Raw genomic sequence first — 14,196 nt, forward strand, 5'->3', positions numbered from 1 at the left:
CCGCCAACGCGGCGGTCGACGACCCTGCGGAGCACCTCGTAGAAGCCGGTCCCGCTGGACGGAGAGACATGGCAGGGCCTGGCGACCACCTGTTGTCGCCAGGCCCTGCAGCGGCGTTTTACAGCCGCGGGTCTCGGGTTGTCGGGTCGCGGTGTTCTTCGACGACTGTGTGGGAGGTTCGTGAGCGCTGGCCGTTGAGGATCACGGCGAGGATCAGGCCGAGCGCGCCGGCTCCCATCATGATGTAGCCGACCATGGTCAGGTCGACACCGCTGATCCGGTCCGAAACCGCAAAGGCCAGGATGCCGCCGACCGCCAGCAGGAAGATCCCCGCACCGATGCCCATCGCACGCCTCCTCGGGTTGTGCTCCACGGAGCTCCTTCGGGTTGGCTCCAGGGCGTGCCACGAGCTGTCGTGAATCGCCCGCACGTCCGGTGCCCGATCGCCTGAGGAGTGAAACCCGCTGACGCCGCACCCGGCTTTGCCTGCGAATGCAAACCGCGACCGCCGCCTCGAAGCAGACTAGATTTCCTGTACGACGGACGTCCGGGCCGGCCGCAGTCGCAGATAGAGCAGCGGGATCGGGGTCAGGATCAGCCCGGACACCACCAACGCAGTACGGAGTGTGGTCCGCCCGGCCAGGGCGCCGAGCGGTGGTCCGCCGACGGACTGGCCGATCGCGTTCGCCTGGGACACCATCGAGATCACGGTCGCGCGGGAGCCGGACTCCAGATTGCGGTTCAGCCAGGCCGACTCGATCGGGTAGGAGAGCGACCCCGCGACCCGGTTGACCCACATCGCCACCAGCGCGAGGCACAGGTTGCCGAACAGCGCGAACGCGATCACGCCGGTCAGCTGGAACAGGCTGAGCAGAGCGAGCAGCCCGTTCGGATGCAGTGCATTGACGCGTTCGGGGGACACCTTGTTCGCCACCAGCGACGCGGCCAGCGAGAGGAGTGTGCCGACCAGCGCGAGCACGGTGAACCAGAACGCCGGGTCCGAGGTCCCGAACAACTCCGGGAAGTCGAACTCCAGGATCTTCACCGTCCAGAGCCGGTCGAACGCTTCGCTCGACAGCCCGGAGATCAGGCTGATCAACACCAGCGTCCGGACCACGGGCCGGGTCCGGGCGATCTGCAGGCCGGCCTTGAAGGTCTGCCCCATCCGCCGGAAGGTCTGGCGCTCAGTTCTGCGCTCGAAGTGTCGCTCGGGCATGACCACGAACAGCGCGATCGCCAGCAGCATCATCCCGGCGCCCGCCAACGTCATCGGCAGCGGCAGGCTGATCAGTCCGAACGCGCCCGCGGTGACCGTGCCGGCGATCGTGGCGGTCAGGCCGATCTGCTGCTCGCGGACGAACACCGGACCGATCCGGTCGGCGCCGATCTCGTCGGTGATCCAGGCATGGTCGGCGCCCGAGACGAAGGTGTAGCCGATGCCCCAGAGGACCTGCGCGGCCAGGATCGCGAGGAAGGCCGGCACCAACCCCTGGAGAAGGATTCCGGCGCCGATCAGGGCGCAGCCGATGATGATCGACAGCCGGCGGCTGTACAGATCGGCGACGATCCCGGTCGGGACCTCGAAGAGGAAGCAGGCCAGCTCGAGCGTCGTACCGACCAGGACGAGCTGGAGCGGATCGAGGCCCACGTCGGCCACGTAGTAGACCATGCTGAGCGTGAAGGCCAGCGCGAAGAGGAAGGACCAGGCGCCCTTGAAGACGAAGTACGTCCGGACCGGATCGGCGGCCCGATAGGCAGGTAAGAACATCGAGGGTTGCTCCCGAAAGCATCACGTCGTGGGCAGGTAGAAGCGCCACCGTCAGCGACGGCTCGACGCTTGAACGTGACGCACGACGGCATCGCCCCGCGGTCGGGGGAATGCGGTGGTGCGCTTTCAGGAGTGACGTTGCATGGTCGTCAGGGTAGGGGAGACGCCTGGGTTTCCGCGCCCGAATTTCCCGGTTGACGGGGGCTTTGAGGGGTACCATCGGAAATAGCCTGGCCCGGCCGTTCCCCCGTGATGGTCGGGTCAGGTCTTTCGCGCCCGAAGGTTATTTCCGGGCGCTGCCTGTCCCACCCTTGGAATGTGCATTTCACCGACGTCGACAGCCAGCTCGCTAGGACCGGGGCGGCTCGGCCCTGAGATGATCAGTGGGTGCCGAAACTTGTCGAGCCCGCGTTGCCGGCGGGCGTAGTACGGGATCTGAAGCAGCCGCGGCTGGACGGGATGCGGCCCTGGGAAGAGCCGGATGCGGCGGCGGCCCAGGAGGCTTTCAGTGACGCCGAGATCCAGCGATGGCATGTACTACGCCTCGACGACGAGGACGAGGCTCGCGACTGGATCGCACAGTGGGCCCGTCGATGGGCCGACGAGGAGGCGGCCAGCTGGGCGATCGTCGACGAGTCGGACCAGGTGCTGGGCCAGATCGGGTTGCGTGGTATCGACCTGGTCGAGGCGGCGGCCGGGCTGTCGTACTGGGTGCTGCCGGCGGCGCGGGGCAGGGGAGTGGCGGTGCGGGCGGTCGACGTACTCACGCGCTGGTGTTTCGACGAGCTCGGCCTGGTTCGCCTGCGGCTCGGGCACTCGACTAGGAATCAGCAGTCCTGCCGGGTCGCCACCAAGGCCGGTTTCCCGCTCGAAGGTACCCAGCTCGCGTCGATGCGGCACGCCGACGGCTGGCACGACGCACATCTGCACGCACGCACCCAGCTCGCCAGTTGAGGGGCGGAACGACGGGCAGGTCTTGACATGTCCGCCGTCGCGCAGTTGACTTCGACATAGTTAACGCGAGAAACAAACCCGAGAACCAAGACGCAGCCCCGGTTCGGAGTCGTCGGCTCAGAACGTCTCCGCCCGGTGTCGAGCGACGTCCGGATCTCCTGGCGCGGCCAGGGGATCTGCTGGCGTTTCCCGATCGAAGGTTGCGGTTGGCAACTGGGTGAAACCCTTGCGGACAAGGGGTTTCGCGGTCCGGTCAACATCGGATATCGACTGGGGTGAGGCCTCTTCCGATCTCGCTGGTTCTGTGCCATCCTCCGGTGAAGAAGATCCGAGATCCTATCGGATATTTGTTTTCACGTGAGGACAGCGGGCAGGCCGTCACGGCCCGGGCAGGACCAGGAAGGGACGCAGGTGTGAGTGGAACGATCGAGGTGAAACCGGCGCCACCGGCACCGGCCGCGGCCCGGGTGGTGCGGTCCGCCCGGCGACCAGGTCGGGGCCGCCGACCGGTCCGCCGCCGGCGTACCGAGGCCTGGCGCAGCCTCCGGCGGCACTGGCAGCTCTACCTGCTGGTCCTGATCCCGCTGGCCTACTTCGTCATCTTCAAGTACATCCCGATCTCGAACGCGGTGATCGCGTTCAAGAACTACAGCCCGATCAAGGGCCCGTGGGGCAGCGACTGGGTCGGCTTCAAGAACTTCGAGCTGTTCTTCGCCAACCCGGTGTTCTGGACCCTGCTGAAGAACACCTTCATCCTCGCCGCGTACACGGTGCTGGCCAGCTTCCCGATCCCGATCATCCTGGCGATCGCGCTGAACGAGATCCGCAACGGTCTCTTCAAGCGGACCGTCCAGCTGGTCACCTACGCGCCGTACTTCATCTCCACCGTGGTGGTCGTCTCGATGACGATCCTGGTGCTGTCACCGCGGATCGGCTTCGTGGACGACGCGATCGGCCTGTTCGGCATCCCGGCGGTGGACTTCCTGGGGGATCCGAACTACTTCCGCCATATCTATGTCTGGTCCGACGTCTGGCAGACCACCGGGTACTCGGCGGTCATCTACATGGCCGCTCTGGCCGGCATCGACCCGGCGCTGCACGAGTCGGCGAAGATCGACGGCGCCAGCCGGATCCGGCGCATCCTGCACGTCGACCTCCCCGGCATCATGCCGACCGCGGTCATCATCCTGGTATTGGGCGTCGGCAACATCATGGCGATCGGGTTCGAGAAGGTCTTCCTGCTGCAGAATCCGCTGAACCTGGCCCAGTCCGAGATCATCGCCACCTACGTCTACAAGACCGGTCTGCTCAACGCCGACTTCAGCATGGCCACCGCGGTCGGGCTGTTCAACTCGGTGATCAACCTCTTCCTGTTGCTCGCCGTCAACTTCGCCGCCAAGCGGATCACCGGGAACGGACTCTGGTCATGACGACAACGACGATCGCCGAGACCCGCGGCGACAGGATCTTCCTGATCGGCGTCAAGACGATGCTGTGGATCACTCTGATCCTGGTGCTGATCCCGCTGATCTATGTGGTCGCCAACTCGTTCAGCAGCGCGAGTGCGGTCAGTGCGGGCCGGGTGTTCCTCTGGCCGGTGGAGCCCAGCTTGCGCGCCTACCAGGAGGCACTCAGCGATCCGCAGATTCTCAAGGGCTACTACAACTCGCTGATCTACGCCGTCGGCGGCACGCTGATCAGCGTCACGCTGACCATCGCGATCGCGTACCCGCTGTCGCGCCGGAGGTTCTTCGGGCGCAACGTGATCATGAGCCTGCTGCTGTTCACCATGCTGTTCTCCGGCGGCCTGATCCCGACGTACCTGGTGGTCCAGGACCTCGGCATGCTGAACACCCGGTGGGCGATGGTGATCCCGAGCGCGATCGGCGTCTGGCAGGTGATCATCGCCCGCACCTTCTTCCGCAGCACGATCCCGGACGATCTGTACGAGGCCGCGGTACTGGACGGGGCGAGTGATCTTCGCTTCCTCTGGTCGGTCGTGCTGCCGCTGTCGAAGCCGGTGATCGCGGTGATAGCGCTGATGTACGCGATCTTCCAGTGGAACACGTATTTCGACGCCCTGATCTACCTCAAGGACCCGGGCCTCTATCCGCTGCAGATCGTGCTGCGCAACATCCTCATCCTCAACTCCACCACGGGTTCCGCCTCGGACGTCGCGCAGCAGCTCGAACGGCAGCAGCTCGCGAACGTGCTCAAGTACGCGCTGATCGTCATTTCGAGCCTGCCCGTACTGCTCATCTACCCGCTCATCGCCCGCCACTTCACCAAGGGCGTGATGGTCGGCGCCGTCAAGGGCTAGTAGTTCCGTTCCAGAAGGGATACCACGAAATGCGCTCAACCATGAGCAGGATGGCCGCACTGGCAGCAGCCATCGGGTTGGCTGTCGCGGCCTGCAGTTCGGACAAGTCCGACGAGGCTGCGAAGAACGAGGTGAGTGCTGACGGCAAGGTGGTCATCGACACCTTCTCGCCGGTCGGCCCGGACGACAACCTGGACACCAACCAGGTCACCAAGATCATGAGTGACAAGTTCAACATCCAGTTCCGGTGGCAGACCACCACCCTGGACGCCGGGCCGGCCAAGGAGAAGCGACAGATCGCGCTGGCCAGTGGTGACTACCCGGACCTGTTCCTGCTGATCCCCTGGGTCGACGGGATCACCCAGGCGGACGTCCTGAAGCTGGGCAGCCAGGGCGTCGCCGTACCGCTGGAGAACCTGATCAAGGACAACGCGCCGAACATCCAGAAGGCGCTGGACTCCAACAAGACCCTGAAGGAGATGTCCACCGCCCCCGACGGCCACATCTACGCGCTGCCGCAGTGGTCAGAGTGCTTCCACTGCACCTATCCGGACAAGCTGTGGATCAACTCCGCCTGGCTGAAGAAGCTGGGTCTGCAGATGCCGAAGACCACGGAGGATCTACGGACCGTACTGCGGGCCTTCAAGACACAGGACCCGAACGGCAACGGCAAGGCCGACGAGATCCCGATGACCACCGACGTCCAGGACAGCAGCCTGCTGGGCTACCTGATGAACGCGTTCGCCTACAACCCGGTCGGGGCCAACAACGGTGTCCGCTCGCTGCTCAGCCTGCAGGGGGACAAGGTCGTCACCCCGGTCAATACGCCCGAGTGGAAAGAGGGTCTCAAGTACATCAACTCGCTCTACCAGGAGGGCCTGATCGACAAGGCCGCCTTCACCCAGAACGCGGAGGCGCTGAAGGCCCAGGGCAACGACCCGAAGGCGGTCACGGTCGGCTCCGTGCCGGTGCTGTGGCCGGGCATCTTCGTGCAGCTGGGCTCCAAGGACGGACGGGACAAGCAGTACAACGCCGTACCGCCGCTGACCGGACCGGCAGGCAAGAGCTACACCGGTTACAACTACCCGAGTTCGACCGGCTACACCTTCATGCTGACGAACAAGGCGAGCAAGGAGGCGCAGGTCGCCGCGGTCAAGATGCTCGACTACATCTACAGCGACGAGGGCCGCAAGATCGGCGTGATGGGCCCGGAGGGTGTCGGCTGGAGCAAGCCCCGCGCGGCTGACGTCGCCCTCGGCGAGAGCACGAAGGTGGACTACTACCGGTTCACCGACGACCAGAAGCCGAAGAACATCGCCTGGGATTCGATGGCGCAGTACTACCTCACCCTGGACTACCGCAACGCACAGGCGGTGCCGACCGACATCTACACGGAGTCAGGCCTCGAGCGCCGGCTTTACCAGGCGACCAAGCTGTACGAGGGGCATGAGGACAAGGCGCAATGGTTCCCGCTGACGTCAGTCTGGCCGGACCCCGCGCTGGGCAACGAGATCGCGACCCTGCAGACGAACCTGAACAGCTACGTCACGCAGAACCAGCTCGCCTTCATCACCGGGTCGAAGAACGTCGATGCCGACTGGGACACTTACGTGAAGGGGCTCGACAGCACCGGGATGACGCGGTACCTGCAGATTCAGCAAGAGGCCTACGACAAGTACAAGGCAGGCTCCAAGTAGATGTCGCACGAACTCTGGTTCCGCTCGCCCGCGCCCGACTGGTTCGAAGCGCTGCCGATCGGCAACGGTCACCTGGGTGGGAAGGTCTTCGGCCGCGTCGGGGACGAGCGGATCGCGCTCAACCTCGACGACGTGTGGTCCGGTGACGGCCCGCGCACCCTCCAGGTGACCGACGGGCCGGCGGTACTGGCCGACGTCCGGCGGTTGCTGCTGGAGGAAGGTGATCAGCTCGCCGCTACCGAGCGGACCAGGGCGCTGCAAGGGCCACTGGTGGAGTCGTACCAACCACTTGGCGACCTGCTGATCACCTCGGCCGGCGACGACGTCACGCAGTACGACGTCACGCAGTACAGGCGCAGTCTTGATCTGCGGACCGGCGTCGTCGCGGTCGAGTACACGCGGGGGGAGGTGCGGTTTCGGCGGGAGACGTTCGTGTCGGCGCCCGATCAGGTGCTGGTCTGGACGATCACGGCCGATTCGCCGGGCGCGGTGGATCTGACGGTCGGGCTCACCAGCCAGCATCCGGCGCAGACGTCGGTCGTCGACAGCAACACGATCGGGCTCGTCGGCCGGGCGCCCGCGGACCTCACGATCGAGTACCGGACCAGCCCGGACCCGATCCGGTACGACGATCAGCGGGGCACGGGATTCGGCGTCGTGGTGCGGGCGTTTCCTGTCGGCGGGACGATCGCCACCGGCGTACACGGCATGTCCGTGACGGGCGCGGATGCGGTCACGTTGGTGTTGTCGGCGGCAAGCACATTCCAGGGCTGGTCGGTTCGGCCGGGTCAGGAGTTGCCGCTCCGTGAGGCGGTCCGCATTCTCGATGCCGTTGCCGTCGACAAGCTTCGGCAGCGGCATGTGGAGGATCACATCTCGCTCTATGACCGTGCAGAATTGACTCTGGGAACGGTGGTCGACCTGCCGACCGACGAGCGGGTTCGCGCGGTCGGTGCTGGGGGCAACGATCCTGATCTGGCCGGTCTGGTCTTCGGGTTCGGCCGGTACCTGCTGATGGCGTCGTCCCGGCCGGGCACCCAGGCGGCGAACCTGCAGGGCATCTGGAACGAGGACCGCCGCCCGATGTGGGCGAGCGACTGGACGAACAACATCAACACCCAGATGAACTACTGGCTCACCGATGTCACCGGACTGCGTGAGTGCTTCGACCCGTTCGTCGACCTGCTCGAAGGTCTCGCCGAGTCGGGCCGGGAAACCGCGCGGATCCTGTACGACGCGCCGGGGTGGGTGTCACACCACAACGCCGACATCTGGCGGGCCACGTGGCCGGTCGGCGATGGTGGCGACGATCCGGTCTGGGCGATGGCGGCCACGTGTGGGGTGTGGTTGTCCGCGCATCTGATGGAGCACTACCGGTTCCACCCGGACCTGGAGTACCTGCGGGACAAGGCGTATCCGGTGCTGGCGGGCGCGGCGGAGTTCGTGTTGTCGATGCTGGTGGCGGATCGCGAGGGTCGGCTGCAGTTCATCCCGTCGACGGCGCCCGAACACCATTTCGTCCTTCCGTCCGGACAGAAGGCGTCCGTCGACCTGACCACGACGTACGACATCTGGCTGATCCGCGAGCTGTTCGGCAACGTGGTCGAGGCGGAGACGGCGCTCGGGTTGACTTCGGAGCTGGCCGCGCGGTGCCAGGCGGCCGTCGTACGGTTGCCGGAGATCCCGATCACGCCGGACGGGCGGCTGATGGAGTGGCCGACCGACTGGCAGCCGTCCGAGTTCGACCATCGGCATCAGTCGCATCTCTACGGCCTCTATCCGGGTGCGGAGATCGACGCGATCCGTACGCCGGACTGGGCTTCCGCCGCGCGCGAGGCTCTCGCCGTGCGGACGTCCGGTCGGGAGCCCGGGGGCTGGACGAGCGCCTGGCTGATCGCGTTGTGGGGCCGGTTGTCCGAGCCGGAGAAGGCCGCTTCGGTACTGCGGGACTACGTGAGCCGGCTGGTGTCGGACAACTTGTTCCATCGCGACGGCGACATCTTCCAGATCGACGCCAACTTCGGCATGACGGGCGCGATCGCGGAGCTGCTGATCCAGAGCCACACCGACGTGATCCGGCTGCTTCCCGCGCTGCCGGCCGAGTGGCCGGACGGCTCGTTCCGCGGTCTTCGGGCTCGTGGCGGCCTGTCGTTCGACGTGACCTGGGCAGACGGCCGGATCACCGCGGCGTCGGTGATCTCGGATGTCGACGGCCAATTCCAGATCGCAACCGGTGCCGCGAATGAGCCGGCAACAGTGACCCTCACCGCCGGGAAGCGTGCCAACCTGAGCCTGCCCTGACACCGGCCCGCCCGGCCGTGAGGTTGATCGGCCTGCCCATGACATCGTGTGATTGTCTACGATCGGCGGCGTGGAGCTACAGGTTGTGTTGCCGGATGAGTCGGCCGAGATGCCGCCGGAGCGGTTGGTGGAACTGGCCGTCGCGGCCGAGGAGATCGGGTACGGGACGGCCTGGCTGCCCGACCATTTGTTGCCGCCAGCACCCTTCGGCGCGACGTACGGCGGGGTCTACGAGCCACTCGTCTCGCTGGCGTACATCGCGGCGCGGACGACCCGGATCCGGCTCGGGACATCGGTCCTCGTGCTGCCGCTCCGCAACCCGTACGCCGTCGCGAAACAGGCGGCGACCCTGCATCGGCTGTCGGGTGAACGTCTAACGCTGGGCGTCGGCGCCGGTTGGGACGCCGCCGAGTTCGCCGCGGTCGGCGTCGAGTTCGCTGACCGCGGCCGGCTGACCGACGAGGGCCTGACGATCCTGCGCGAACTCTTCGAAGGCACCCACGAAGGTGGTGTCTTCGAGCCGAAGCTCAAAGCACCGCTGCCTCTCATGGTCGGCGGCACCACCCCTCGCGCCCTCCGTCGAGCCGCCTTACTGGCCGACGAATGGCAGGGCCTGAACCTCGACGGCCCCGGCTTCACCCAGTCAGTCGAGCGACTCCGCTCATACTCCGACCGCCCGGTCCGCGTGGGCACCCGCATCCACTGGTCCGGCGACGACCCCGCCCTCGCCGCCGCCGTCACCCTGGCCCACAACCTCGCCACCGCCGGCGCCGAGACCCTCGCCATCTCCTTCGGCAACCACCAGAACGCCGAAGCCAAACTAGAACGCTTCCACCACACCTTCACCTGACCACCCGCGCCCCCCGCGCACCTCGTGCCCCGCGCCCTCGCGCCCCCGGGTCCCGGCTGGGTCCTTGAACACCCTCTGGGGACCTCAGACACGATATTTCCCTGTCGAAGGTCCCCGTTTCTTGTGCGCGGTGCCGGTAAGTCGCCTGGATCCAGGCGGTAGGGAGCCAGCCGAAGGGGCTGCGGTGATGCAGCCGAGGAACGGCCGGCCCGCGTCTGGGTTTGGCATATCCGGTAGCCGGGTTTCCGACGGCGGTTGGCGTATCGACGGACAGGAGGTGGTCGGCAAAGGGGGCGTTCAGTCGGTGGGCGTCGGCGTGGAGGGCGGCCGGTGAGGGGACTACTACCTGTCGGTCCGTACAGAGCACGCGGATAGGGGGCGAGGGGGAGGGGGCAGCCTGGGGCTAGAGAGACAGGGGACAGTCCGGGGTGGTGGCGCACTCGGCGAGGTCGTCGCAGCCGACGGTGAGGGCGGCGCGCAAGGTCTCGGCGATTCCGGTCAGCTCGTCGATCCGGGCTTCCACCTCGGCGAGTTTGCCGGCTGCGTGGGTGTGCAGACCCGACGAAGTGGACCAGTTGCGCCGAGGGCCGAGGAGGTCGGCGATCTCGGTGAGGGTGAAGCCGAGGCGTTGCGCGGACTTGATCAGGCGGAGGCGGGTCACGGCCTCGGGCGGATAGGCGCGATGACCGCCGAGTGTCCGGGTCGGCTCGGGGAGCAGGCCCCGGCGTTCGTAGTACCGGAGGGTCTGGAGGTTGACCCCGACCGCGGCGGCGAGTTGTCCGCTTCTCATGACGTCCAGGCTGCGGCTCTGGCGGCCAATCCGTCCAGTACGGCGACTTGCGCGGGCGGGACCTCGACGCGGAGGAGCAACGCCGCGTCCTCGGTCGAGAAGGTGAAGGTGAAGGACGAGCAGCAGGCGGATTCCCTCGCCACCAGGTCGCGGGCGAAGGATTCGGCGGACGGGTCCAACTCCAGCCGGACGGCGCCCGGCGCAAGACGGTTCACGCCGCGGAGCGCAGTACGGAAGAGGTCGTCGAATTCGGCCACGCGCAGGGGTCGCTCGGCGGTCGGCAGGGTGCAGGAGGTGTCGATCCAGGTCATGTCTTGATGGTGAACCCGTACCCCGGTACGGACTGCAACCCCTGGTGAGGTATGCCTAACCAAAGTCGTTGTAGTCTCAACCAGACACTTTGCCAGACCGGGGTGGTGGGGTGGGGAAGAAATATGTCCGAAGGAAGGGACTGGGAATGAGCCGGATCAGGATCGCCGTGGCGGGTGCGCTCGCGCTGGCTGTCGTGCTGGCGGGATGTGGCAGCGACGATGGTGCGCAGTCGGACGCCGGGCCGGGCGATACCGAGGTGGCGACCGGCGGCCGGTTGTTCTCGACCGCGGACCAGGAGACGGCGAAACTCGGTTCTGACGCCGCGGCTGGGGTGTTCCCGCGGACGGTGAAGCACGCGCTCGGCGAGACCAAGCTGGACAAGAAACCCGAGAAGGTCGTCGTCCTGGACAGCGGTGAGCTGGACGACGTGCTCGCGCTCGGGATCACCCCGGTCGGGATGGCGACGACGGCCGGGCAGAGCGGCGTACCGAGCTATCTGGCGGACAAGGCGCAAGGCATCAAGACGGTCGGCGGGATCAGTGAGCTGAACCTGGAGGCGATCGCCAGCCTGCAGCCTGACCTGATCCTGGGCAGCAAGCTGCGCGCCAACGACCTGTACGACAAGCTCAGCGCGATCGCGCCGACTGTGATGAGCATCCGGCCCGGGTTCCCGTGGAAGGAGAACTTCCTGCTCGTCGCGGACGCGGTCGGCGAGGAGACCAAGGCCACCGAGGTGCTGAACGACTACCAGAAGCGCGCGAACGACGTGAAGGGCAAGGTCGAGGGCTCGCCGACGATCTCGCTGGTCCGGTTCCGGCCGGCCGAGATCCGGCTGTACGGCAACAAGTCGTTCATCGGCGTGATCCTCAAGGACGTCGGCGTGCCGCGGCCCAAGGTGCAGAACGTCGAAGACCTCGCGGTCGAGGTCTCCCAGGAGAACATCGGCCAGGCCGACGGCGACTGGATCTTCTACTCCAGCTACGGCAAACCGGAGACGACCGCCGAAGGCACCGTCGTCAACGGCAACCTCTGGAAGGCGGTGCCCGCGGTCAAGGCCGGCCAGGTCTCCCGCGTCGACGACGAGGTGTGGTTCCTCGGCCTCGGTCCCGTCGGCGCCATGCTGGTCCTGGACGACCTGGAGAAACTCCTCGGCAAGAAGGGCTGATCACTCCGGCATCAGCCCTCGTCGTGCTCGCGGCGGAGTTTCGGTGGCGCCTTCAGCCGCCATGCCTCGGTCAGCAACTCCTCCAGCTGGACCGGATCGACCAGGTCGAGGTCGACCAGGATCATCCCGTAGCCGTCGTAGTGCGGCGTGGTCGAGAAGACCGGATCGCCCGACGCGAGCAGGGCTTCCTTCTCGGCGAGGTCGCACATCACCGCCAGCTTGCCCTCCGCCTCGGTCCGGTGCCGGGCCAGCAGCTTGCCGCGCACCTTCAGCGCGGGCGTCCCGTACGACGTGGACTCGATGGTCTCCGGCAGCGCGGTCGCGATCCTGACGGCATCGGCCCAGGTCGGCATCGGTCCTCCCGAAGGTCAGCTGCTCAGCCGGCGGGTTTCGGCCGTACCAACAGGGTACTGCTGGCGGTGCCGACCAGGTCGCCGGCGCTTGTCGTGACGTTGCCCTCGGCAAATATGACCGAGCGGCCGCCCTTGATCACCTGACCGGTCGCGATCAGCTCACCGGTGTCGTGCAGCACCGGGCGCAGGTAGTTGACCTTGATCTCGACCGACGTGTAACCAACCCCGGCCGGCAGCGTGCTGTGAGCTGCGCAACCCGTGACCGTGTCGAGCAGCGTGCAAACCAGCCCGCCGTGCACCACGCCGATCGGATTGTACGTCGCGTGCGACGGCCGGCAGGTGAACACCACCTTCCCGGCCTCGACGTGCGACGCGCCGAACTGCATCAGTACGGCGATCGGCGGCGGCGGGATGCTGCCTTTCATCATCCCCTGGAGATACTCGAGTCCGCTGAGGCCGGCCGTTTCCGCCAGTACCTGCTCCGGGTCGGTCCACCGGAAAGTCTGCTCACCCATGCCTGGAAGGGTAGTCATTTCGGTCGAATGATCATTCCTAGGGATGAAACCACGGTCGCTGACGGGATGAATGACGGGGCGGGGGCTTTGGTGCCGAGCGGCCGTCCGTAAGAATCGCTGCATGTCGCCGAGCCAGACCGCCGCCGCCAACCGGAAGCCGACGCCGCGCGCTGCCAGCAAGAAGCGCCGCCGTTCGGGCAAGTGGCGTCGTGGCTGGATCATCGCCGTGCTGGCGGTCCTGTCCGCCCTTCCGCTGATGTTCCACCGTCACGTACCGAACTCGGTCGGCAACCTGGGCAGCCTGCTGGACACCTTCCTGCCCTGGGTCGGCCTCGCCGTCCCGATCCTCGGTGTGGCCGCGCTGGTACGGCGATCCGCGACGGCGGGGGTCGCACTGCTGGTCCCGCTCGCGGTCTGGGGGTTGATGTTCGGCCATCTGCTGGTGCCCGGCAAGGGCGGCGGCGCGTACGACCTGCGGGTGCTGTCCCACAACGTCGACGCGGCGAACCCGGACCCGGCCGCGACCGCCCGCGAGCTGCTCAGCGCGGATGCCGACGTGATCGCGCTGGAGGAGATCACCTCGGCGGATCTGAAGGTCTACAAGGCCCAGTTCGCCAAGGCGTACCCGCATGTCGTCAGCCGCGGCACGGTCGCGATGTGGTCCAAGTACCCGGTCGAGGAGAGCGAATCGGTCGACGTCGGCTTCGCCTGGACCCGCGCGCTCCGGGCCGAGGTCAGTACGCCGGAGGGCAAGATCGCGTTCTACGTCGCGCACCTGGCGTCGGTCCGGGTCGGCGCCAGCGGGTTCACCTCGAACCAGCGGAACGAGACGATCAAGCAACTCGGCCAGCAGATCGCGGCCGAGAAGCTGGCCGGCGTGGTGGTGATGGGCGACTTCAACGGCACCGCGAACGATCGCAGCCTGGCCCCGATCACGTCCGGCCTGCGGTCGGCGCAGGGCGCCGCGGGGTACGGGTTCGGCTTCACCTGGCCGGCCAAATTCCCGATGGCCAGGATCGACCACATCATGGTCCGCGGCGTCACCCCGACCAAGGCCTGGGTGATGAAGGCCACCGGCAGCGACCACCGTCCGGTCGTGGCCGAGATCAGAATCTAGTGTCCCGTGTCGGTGATTCCTTGACGTGGGCGGCGCCCAGGCACGCACCTCGCG

The 14,196-nt window shown here is 66.8% G+C and carries 14 protein-coding genes; 8 read left to right on the forward strand and 6 right to left on the reverse strand.

Features of this window, described 5'->3' with window-relative positions; genetic code table 11:
* Positions 1–118 precede the first annotated feature (118 nt).
* Together EV643_RS40795 and EV643_RS40800 are read right to left on the reverse strand one after the other, a co-directional pair.
* A complete protein-coding gene (locus EV643_RS40795) occupies positions 119–346 on the reverse strand; it encodes a DUF6458 family protein (protein WP_133805600.1) in 228 nt (75 codons plus the stop codon).
* A 177-nt stretch (positions 347–523) separates the two neighbouring features.
* Positions 524–1,768, reverse strand: coding sequence for an MFS transporter (locus EV643_RS40800; RefSeq protein WP_133805601.1), 1,245 nt, complete (start codon positions 1,766–1,768; stop codon positions 524–526).
* A gap of 387 nt (positions 1,769–2,155) precedes the next feature.
* Between EV643_RS40800 and EV643_RS40805 the strand changes: the two genes are divergently transcribed.
* The 6 genes from EV643_RS40805 to EV643_RS40830 all read left to right on the forward strand — a co-directional run bounded on the left by EV643_RS40805 (position 2,156) and on the right by EV643_RS40830 (position 9,890).
* Positions 2,156–2,722 carry a GNAT family N-acetyltransferase gene (locus EV643_RS40805; protein WP_133805602.1) on the forward strand — a complete coding sequence of 189 codons (567 nt, stop codon included), beginning with the start codon at positions 2,156–2,158 and terminating at the stop codon, positions 2,720–2,722.
* A 413-nt stretch (positions 2,723–3,135) separates the two neighbouring features.
* Positions 3,136–4,152, forward strand: a complete 1,017-nt coding sequence (locus EV643_RS40810) for an ABC transporter permease (protein ID WP_202870005.1) — start codon at positions 3,136–3,138, stop codon at positions 4,150–4,152.
* On the forward strand, positions 4,149–5,042 hold the full coding sequence (locus tag EV643_RS40815) for a carbohydrate ABC transporter permease (RefSeq protein WP_133805603.1): 894 nt from the start codon (positions 4,149–4,151) through the stop codon (positions 5,040–5,042). Before EV643_RS40810 ends, EV643_RS40815 begins: the two co-directional genes overlap by 4 nt.
* A 50-nt stretch (positions 5,043–5,092) precedes the next feature.
* The gene (locus EV643_RS40820; RefSeq protein ID WP_238166151.1) at positions 5,093–6,739 is read left to right on the forward strand and encodes a type 2 periplasmic-binding domain-containing protein; all 1,647 of its coding nucleotides are present in this window, start codon (positions 5,093–5,095) and stop codon (positions 6,737–6,739) included.
* Positions 6,740–9,040 carry a glycoside hydrolase family 95 protein gene (locus tag EV643_RS40825; protein WP_133805605.1) on the forward strand — a complete coding sequence of 767 codons (2,301 nt, stop codon included), beginning with the start codon at positions 6,740–6,742 and terminating at the stop codon, positions 9,038–9,040. It begins immediately after the preceding gene.
* A 70-nt stretch (positions 9,041–9,110) separates the two neighbouring features.
* On the forward strand, positions 9,111–9,890 hold the full coding sequence (locus tag EV643_RS40830; protein ID WP_202870006.1) for a TIGR03619 family F420-dependent LLM class oxidoreductase: 780 nt from the start codon (positions 9,111–9,113) through the stop codon (positions 9,888–9,890).
* 403 nt (positions 9,891–10,293) lie between these two features.
* Here EV643_RS40830 and EV643_RS40835 read toward each other — a convergent pair whose 3' ends face one another.
* A complete protein-coding gene (locus tag EV643_RS40835) occupies positions 10,294–10,680 on the reverse strand; it encodes a MerR family transcriptional regulator (protein ID WP_133805606.1) in 387 nt (128 codons plus the stop codon).
* Positions 10,677–10,991 carry a hypothetical protein gene (locus tag EV643_RS40840; protein WP_133805607.1) on the reverse strand — a complete coding sequence of 105 codons (315 nt, stop codon included), beginning with the start codon at positions 10,989–10,991 and terminating at the stop codon, positions 10,677–10,679. The genes EV643_RS40835 and EV643_RS40840 overlap by 4 nt, the downstream gene beginning before the upstream one ends.
* A 146-nt stretch (positions 10,992–11,137) precedes the next feature.
* On the opposite strand from EV643_RS40840, the gene EV643_RS40845 reads away from it, so the two are divergent.
* A complete protein-coding gene (locus tag EV643_RS40845; RefSeq protein WP_133805608.1) occupies positions 11,138–12,157 on the forward strand; it encodes an ABC transporter substrate-binding protein in 1,020 nt (339 codons plus the stop codon).
* Between the two features lie 11 nt (positions 12,158–12,168).
* Here EV643_RS40845 and EV643_RS40850 read toward each other — a convergent pair whose 3' ends face one another.
* The gene (locus EV643_RS40850) at positions 12,169–12,510 is read right to left on the reverse strand and encodes an MmcQ/YjbR family DNA-binding protein (protein ID WP_133805609.1); all 342 of its coding nucleotides are present in this window, start codon (positions 12,508–12,510) and stop codon (positions 12,169–12,171) included.
* Between the two features lie 23 nt (positions 12,511–12,533).
* Entirely contained in the window at positions 12,534–13,025 is a 492-nt protein-coding gene (locus EV643_RS40855) for a PaaI family thioesterase (RefSeq protein WP_202870007.1), read from the reverse strand.
* 121 nt (positions 13,026–13,146) lie between these two features.
* Between EV643_RS40855 and EV643_RS40860 the strand changes: the two genes are divergently transcribed.
* Positions 13,147–14,142, forward strand: a complete 996-nt coding sequence (locus EV643_RS40860; protein ID WP_133805611.1) for an endonuclease/exonuclease/phosphatase family protein — start codon at positions 13,147–13,149, stop codon at positions 14,140–14,142.
* Positions 14,143–14,196 lie beyond the last annotated feature (54 nt).

It is taken from the genome of Kribbella caucasensis (genome assembly GCF_004361855.1).
GTDB classification, from domain to species: Bacteria; Actinomycetota; Actinomycetes; order Propionibacteriales; family Kribbellaceae; genus Kribbella; species Kribbella caucasensis.

Coding starts and splice junctions, on each gene's coding strand:
- EV643_RS40815 (WP_133805603.1), top strand. CDS start 4,149: ATGACGACAACGACGATCGCCGAGACCCGCGGCGACAGGATCTTCCTG.
- EV643_RS40795 (WP_133805600.1), bottom strand. CDS start 346: ATGGGCATCGGTGCGGGGATCTTCCTGCTGGCGGTCGGCGGCATCCTG.
- EV643_RS40845 (WP_133805608.1), top strand. CDS start 11,138: ATGAGCCGGATCAGGATCGCCGTGGCGGGTGCGCTCGCGCTGGCTGTC.
- EV643_RS40820 (WP_238166151.1), top strand. CDS start 5,093: ATGGCCGCACTGGCAGCAGCCATCGGGTTGGCTGTCGCGGCCTGCAGT.
- EV643_RS40800 (WP_133805601.1), bottom strand. CDS start 1,768: ATGTTCTTACCTGCCTATCGGGCCGCCGATCCGGTCCGGACGTACTTC.
- EV643_RS40855 (WP_202870007.1), bottom strand. CDS start 13,025: ATGGGTGAGCAGACTTTCCGGTGGACCGACCCGGAGCAGGTACTGGCG.
- EV643_RS40860 (WP_133805611.1), top strand. CDS start 13,147: ATGTCGCCGAGCCAGACCGCCGCCGCCAACCGGAAGCCGACGCCGCGC.
- EV643_RS40835 (WP_133805606.1), bottom strand. CDS start 10,680: ATGAGAAGCGGACAACTCGCCGCCGCGGTCGGGGTCAACCTCCAGACC.
- EV643_RS40850 (WP_133805609.1), bottom strand. CDS start 12,510: ATGCCGACCTGGGCCGATGCCGTCAGGATCGCGACCGCGCTGCCGGAG.
- EV643_RS40825 (WP_133805605.1), top strand. CDS start 6,740: ATGTCGCACGAACTCTGGTTCCGCTCGCCCGCGCCCGACTGGTTCGAA.
- EV643_RS40840 (WP_133805607.1), bottom strand. CDS start 10,991: ATGACCTGGATCGACACCTCCTGCACCCTGCCGACCGCCGAGCGACCC.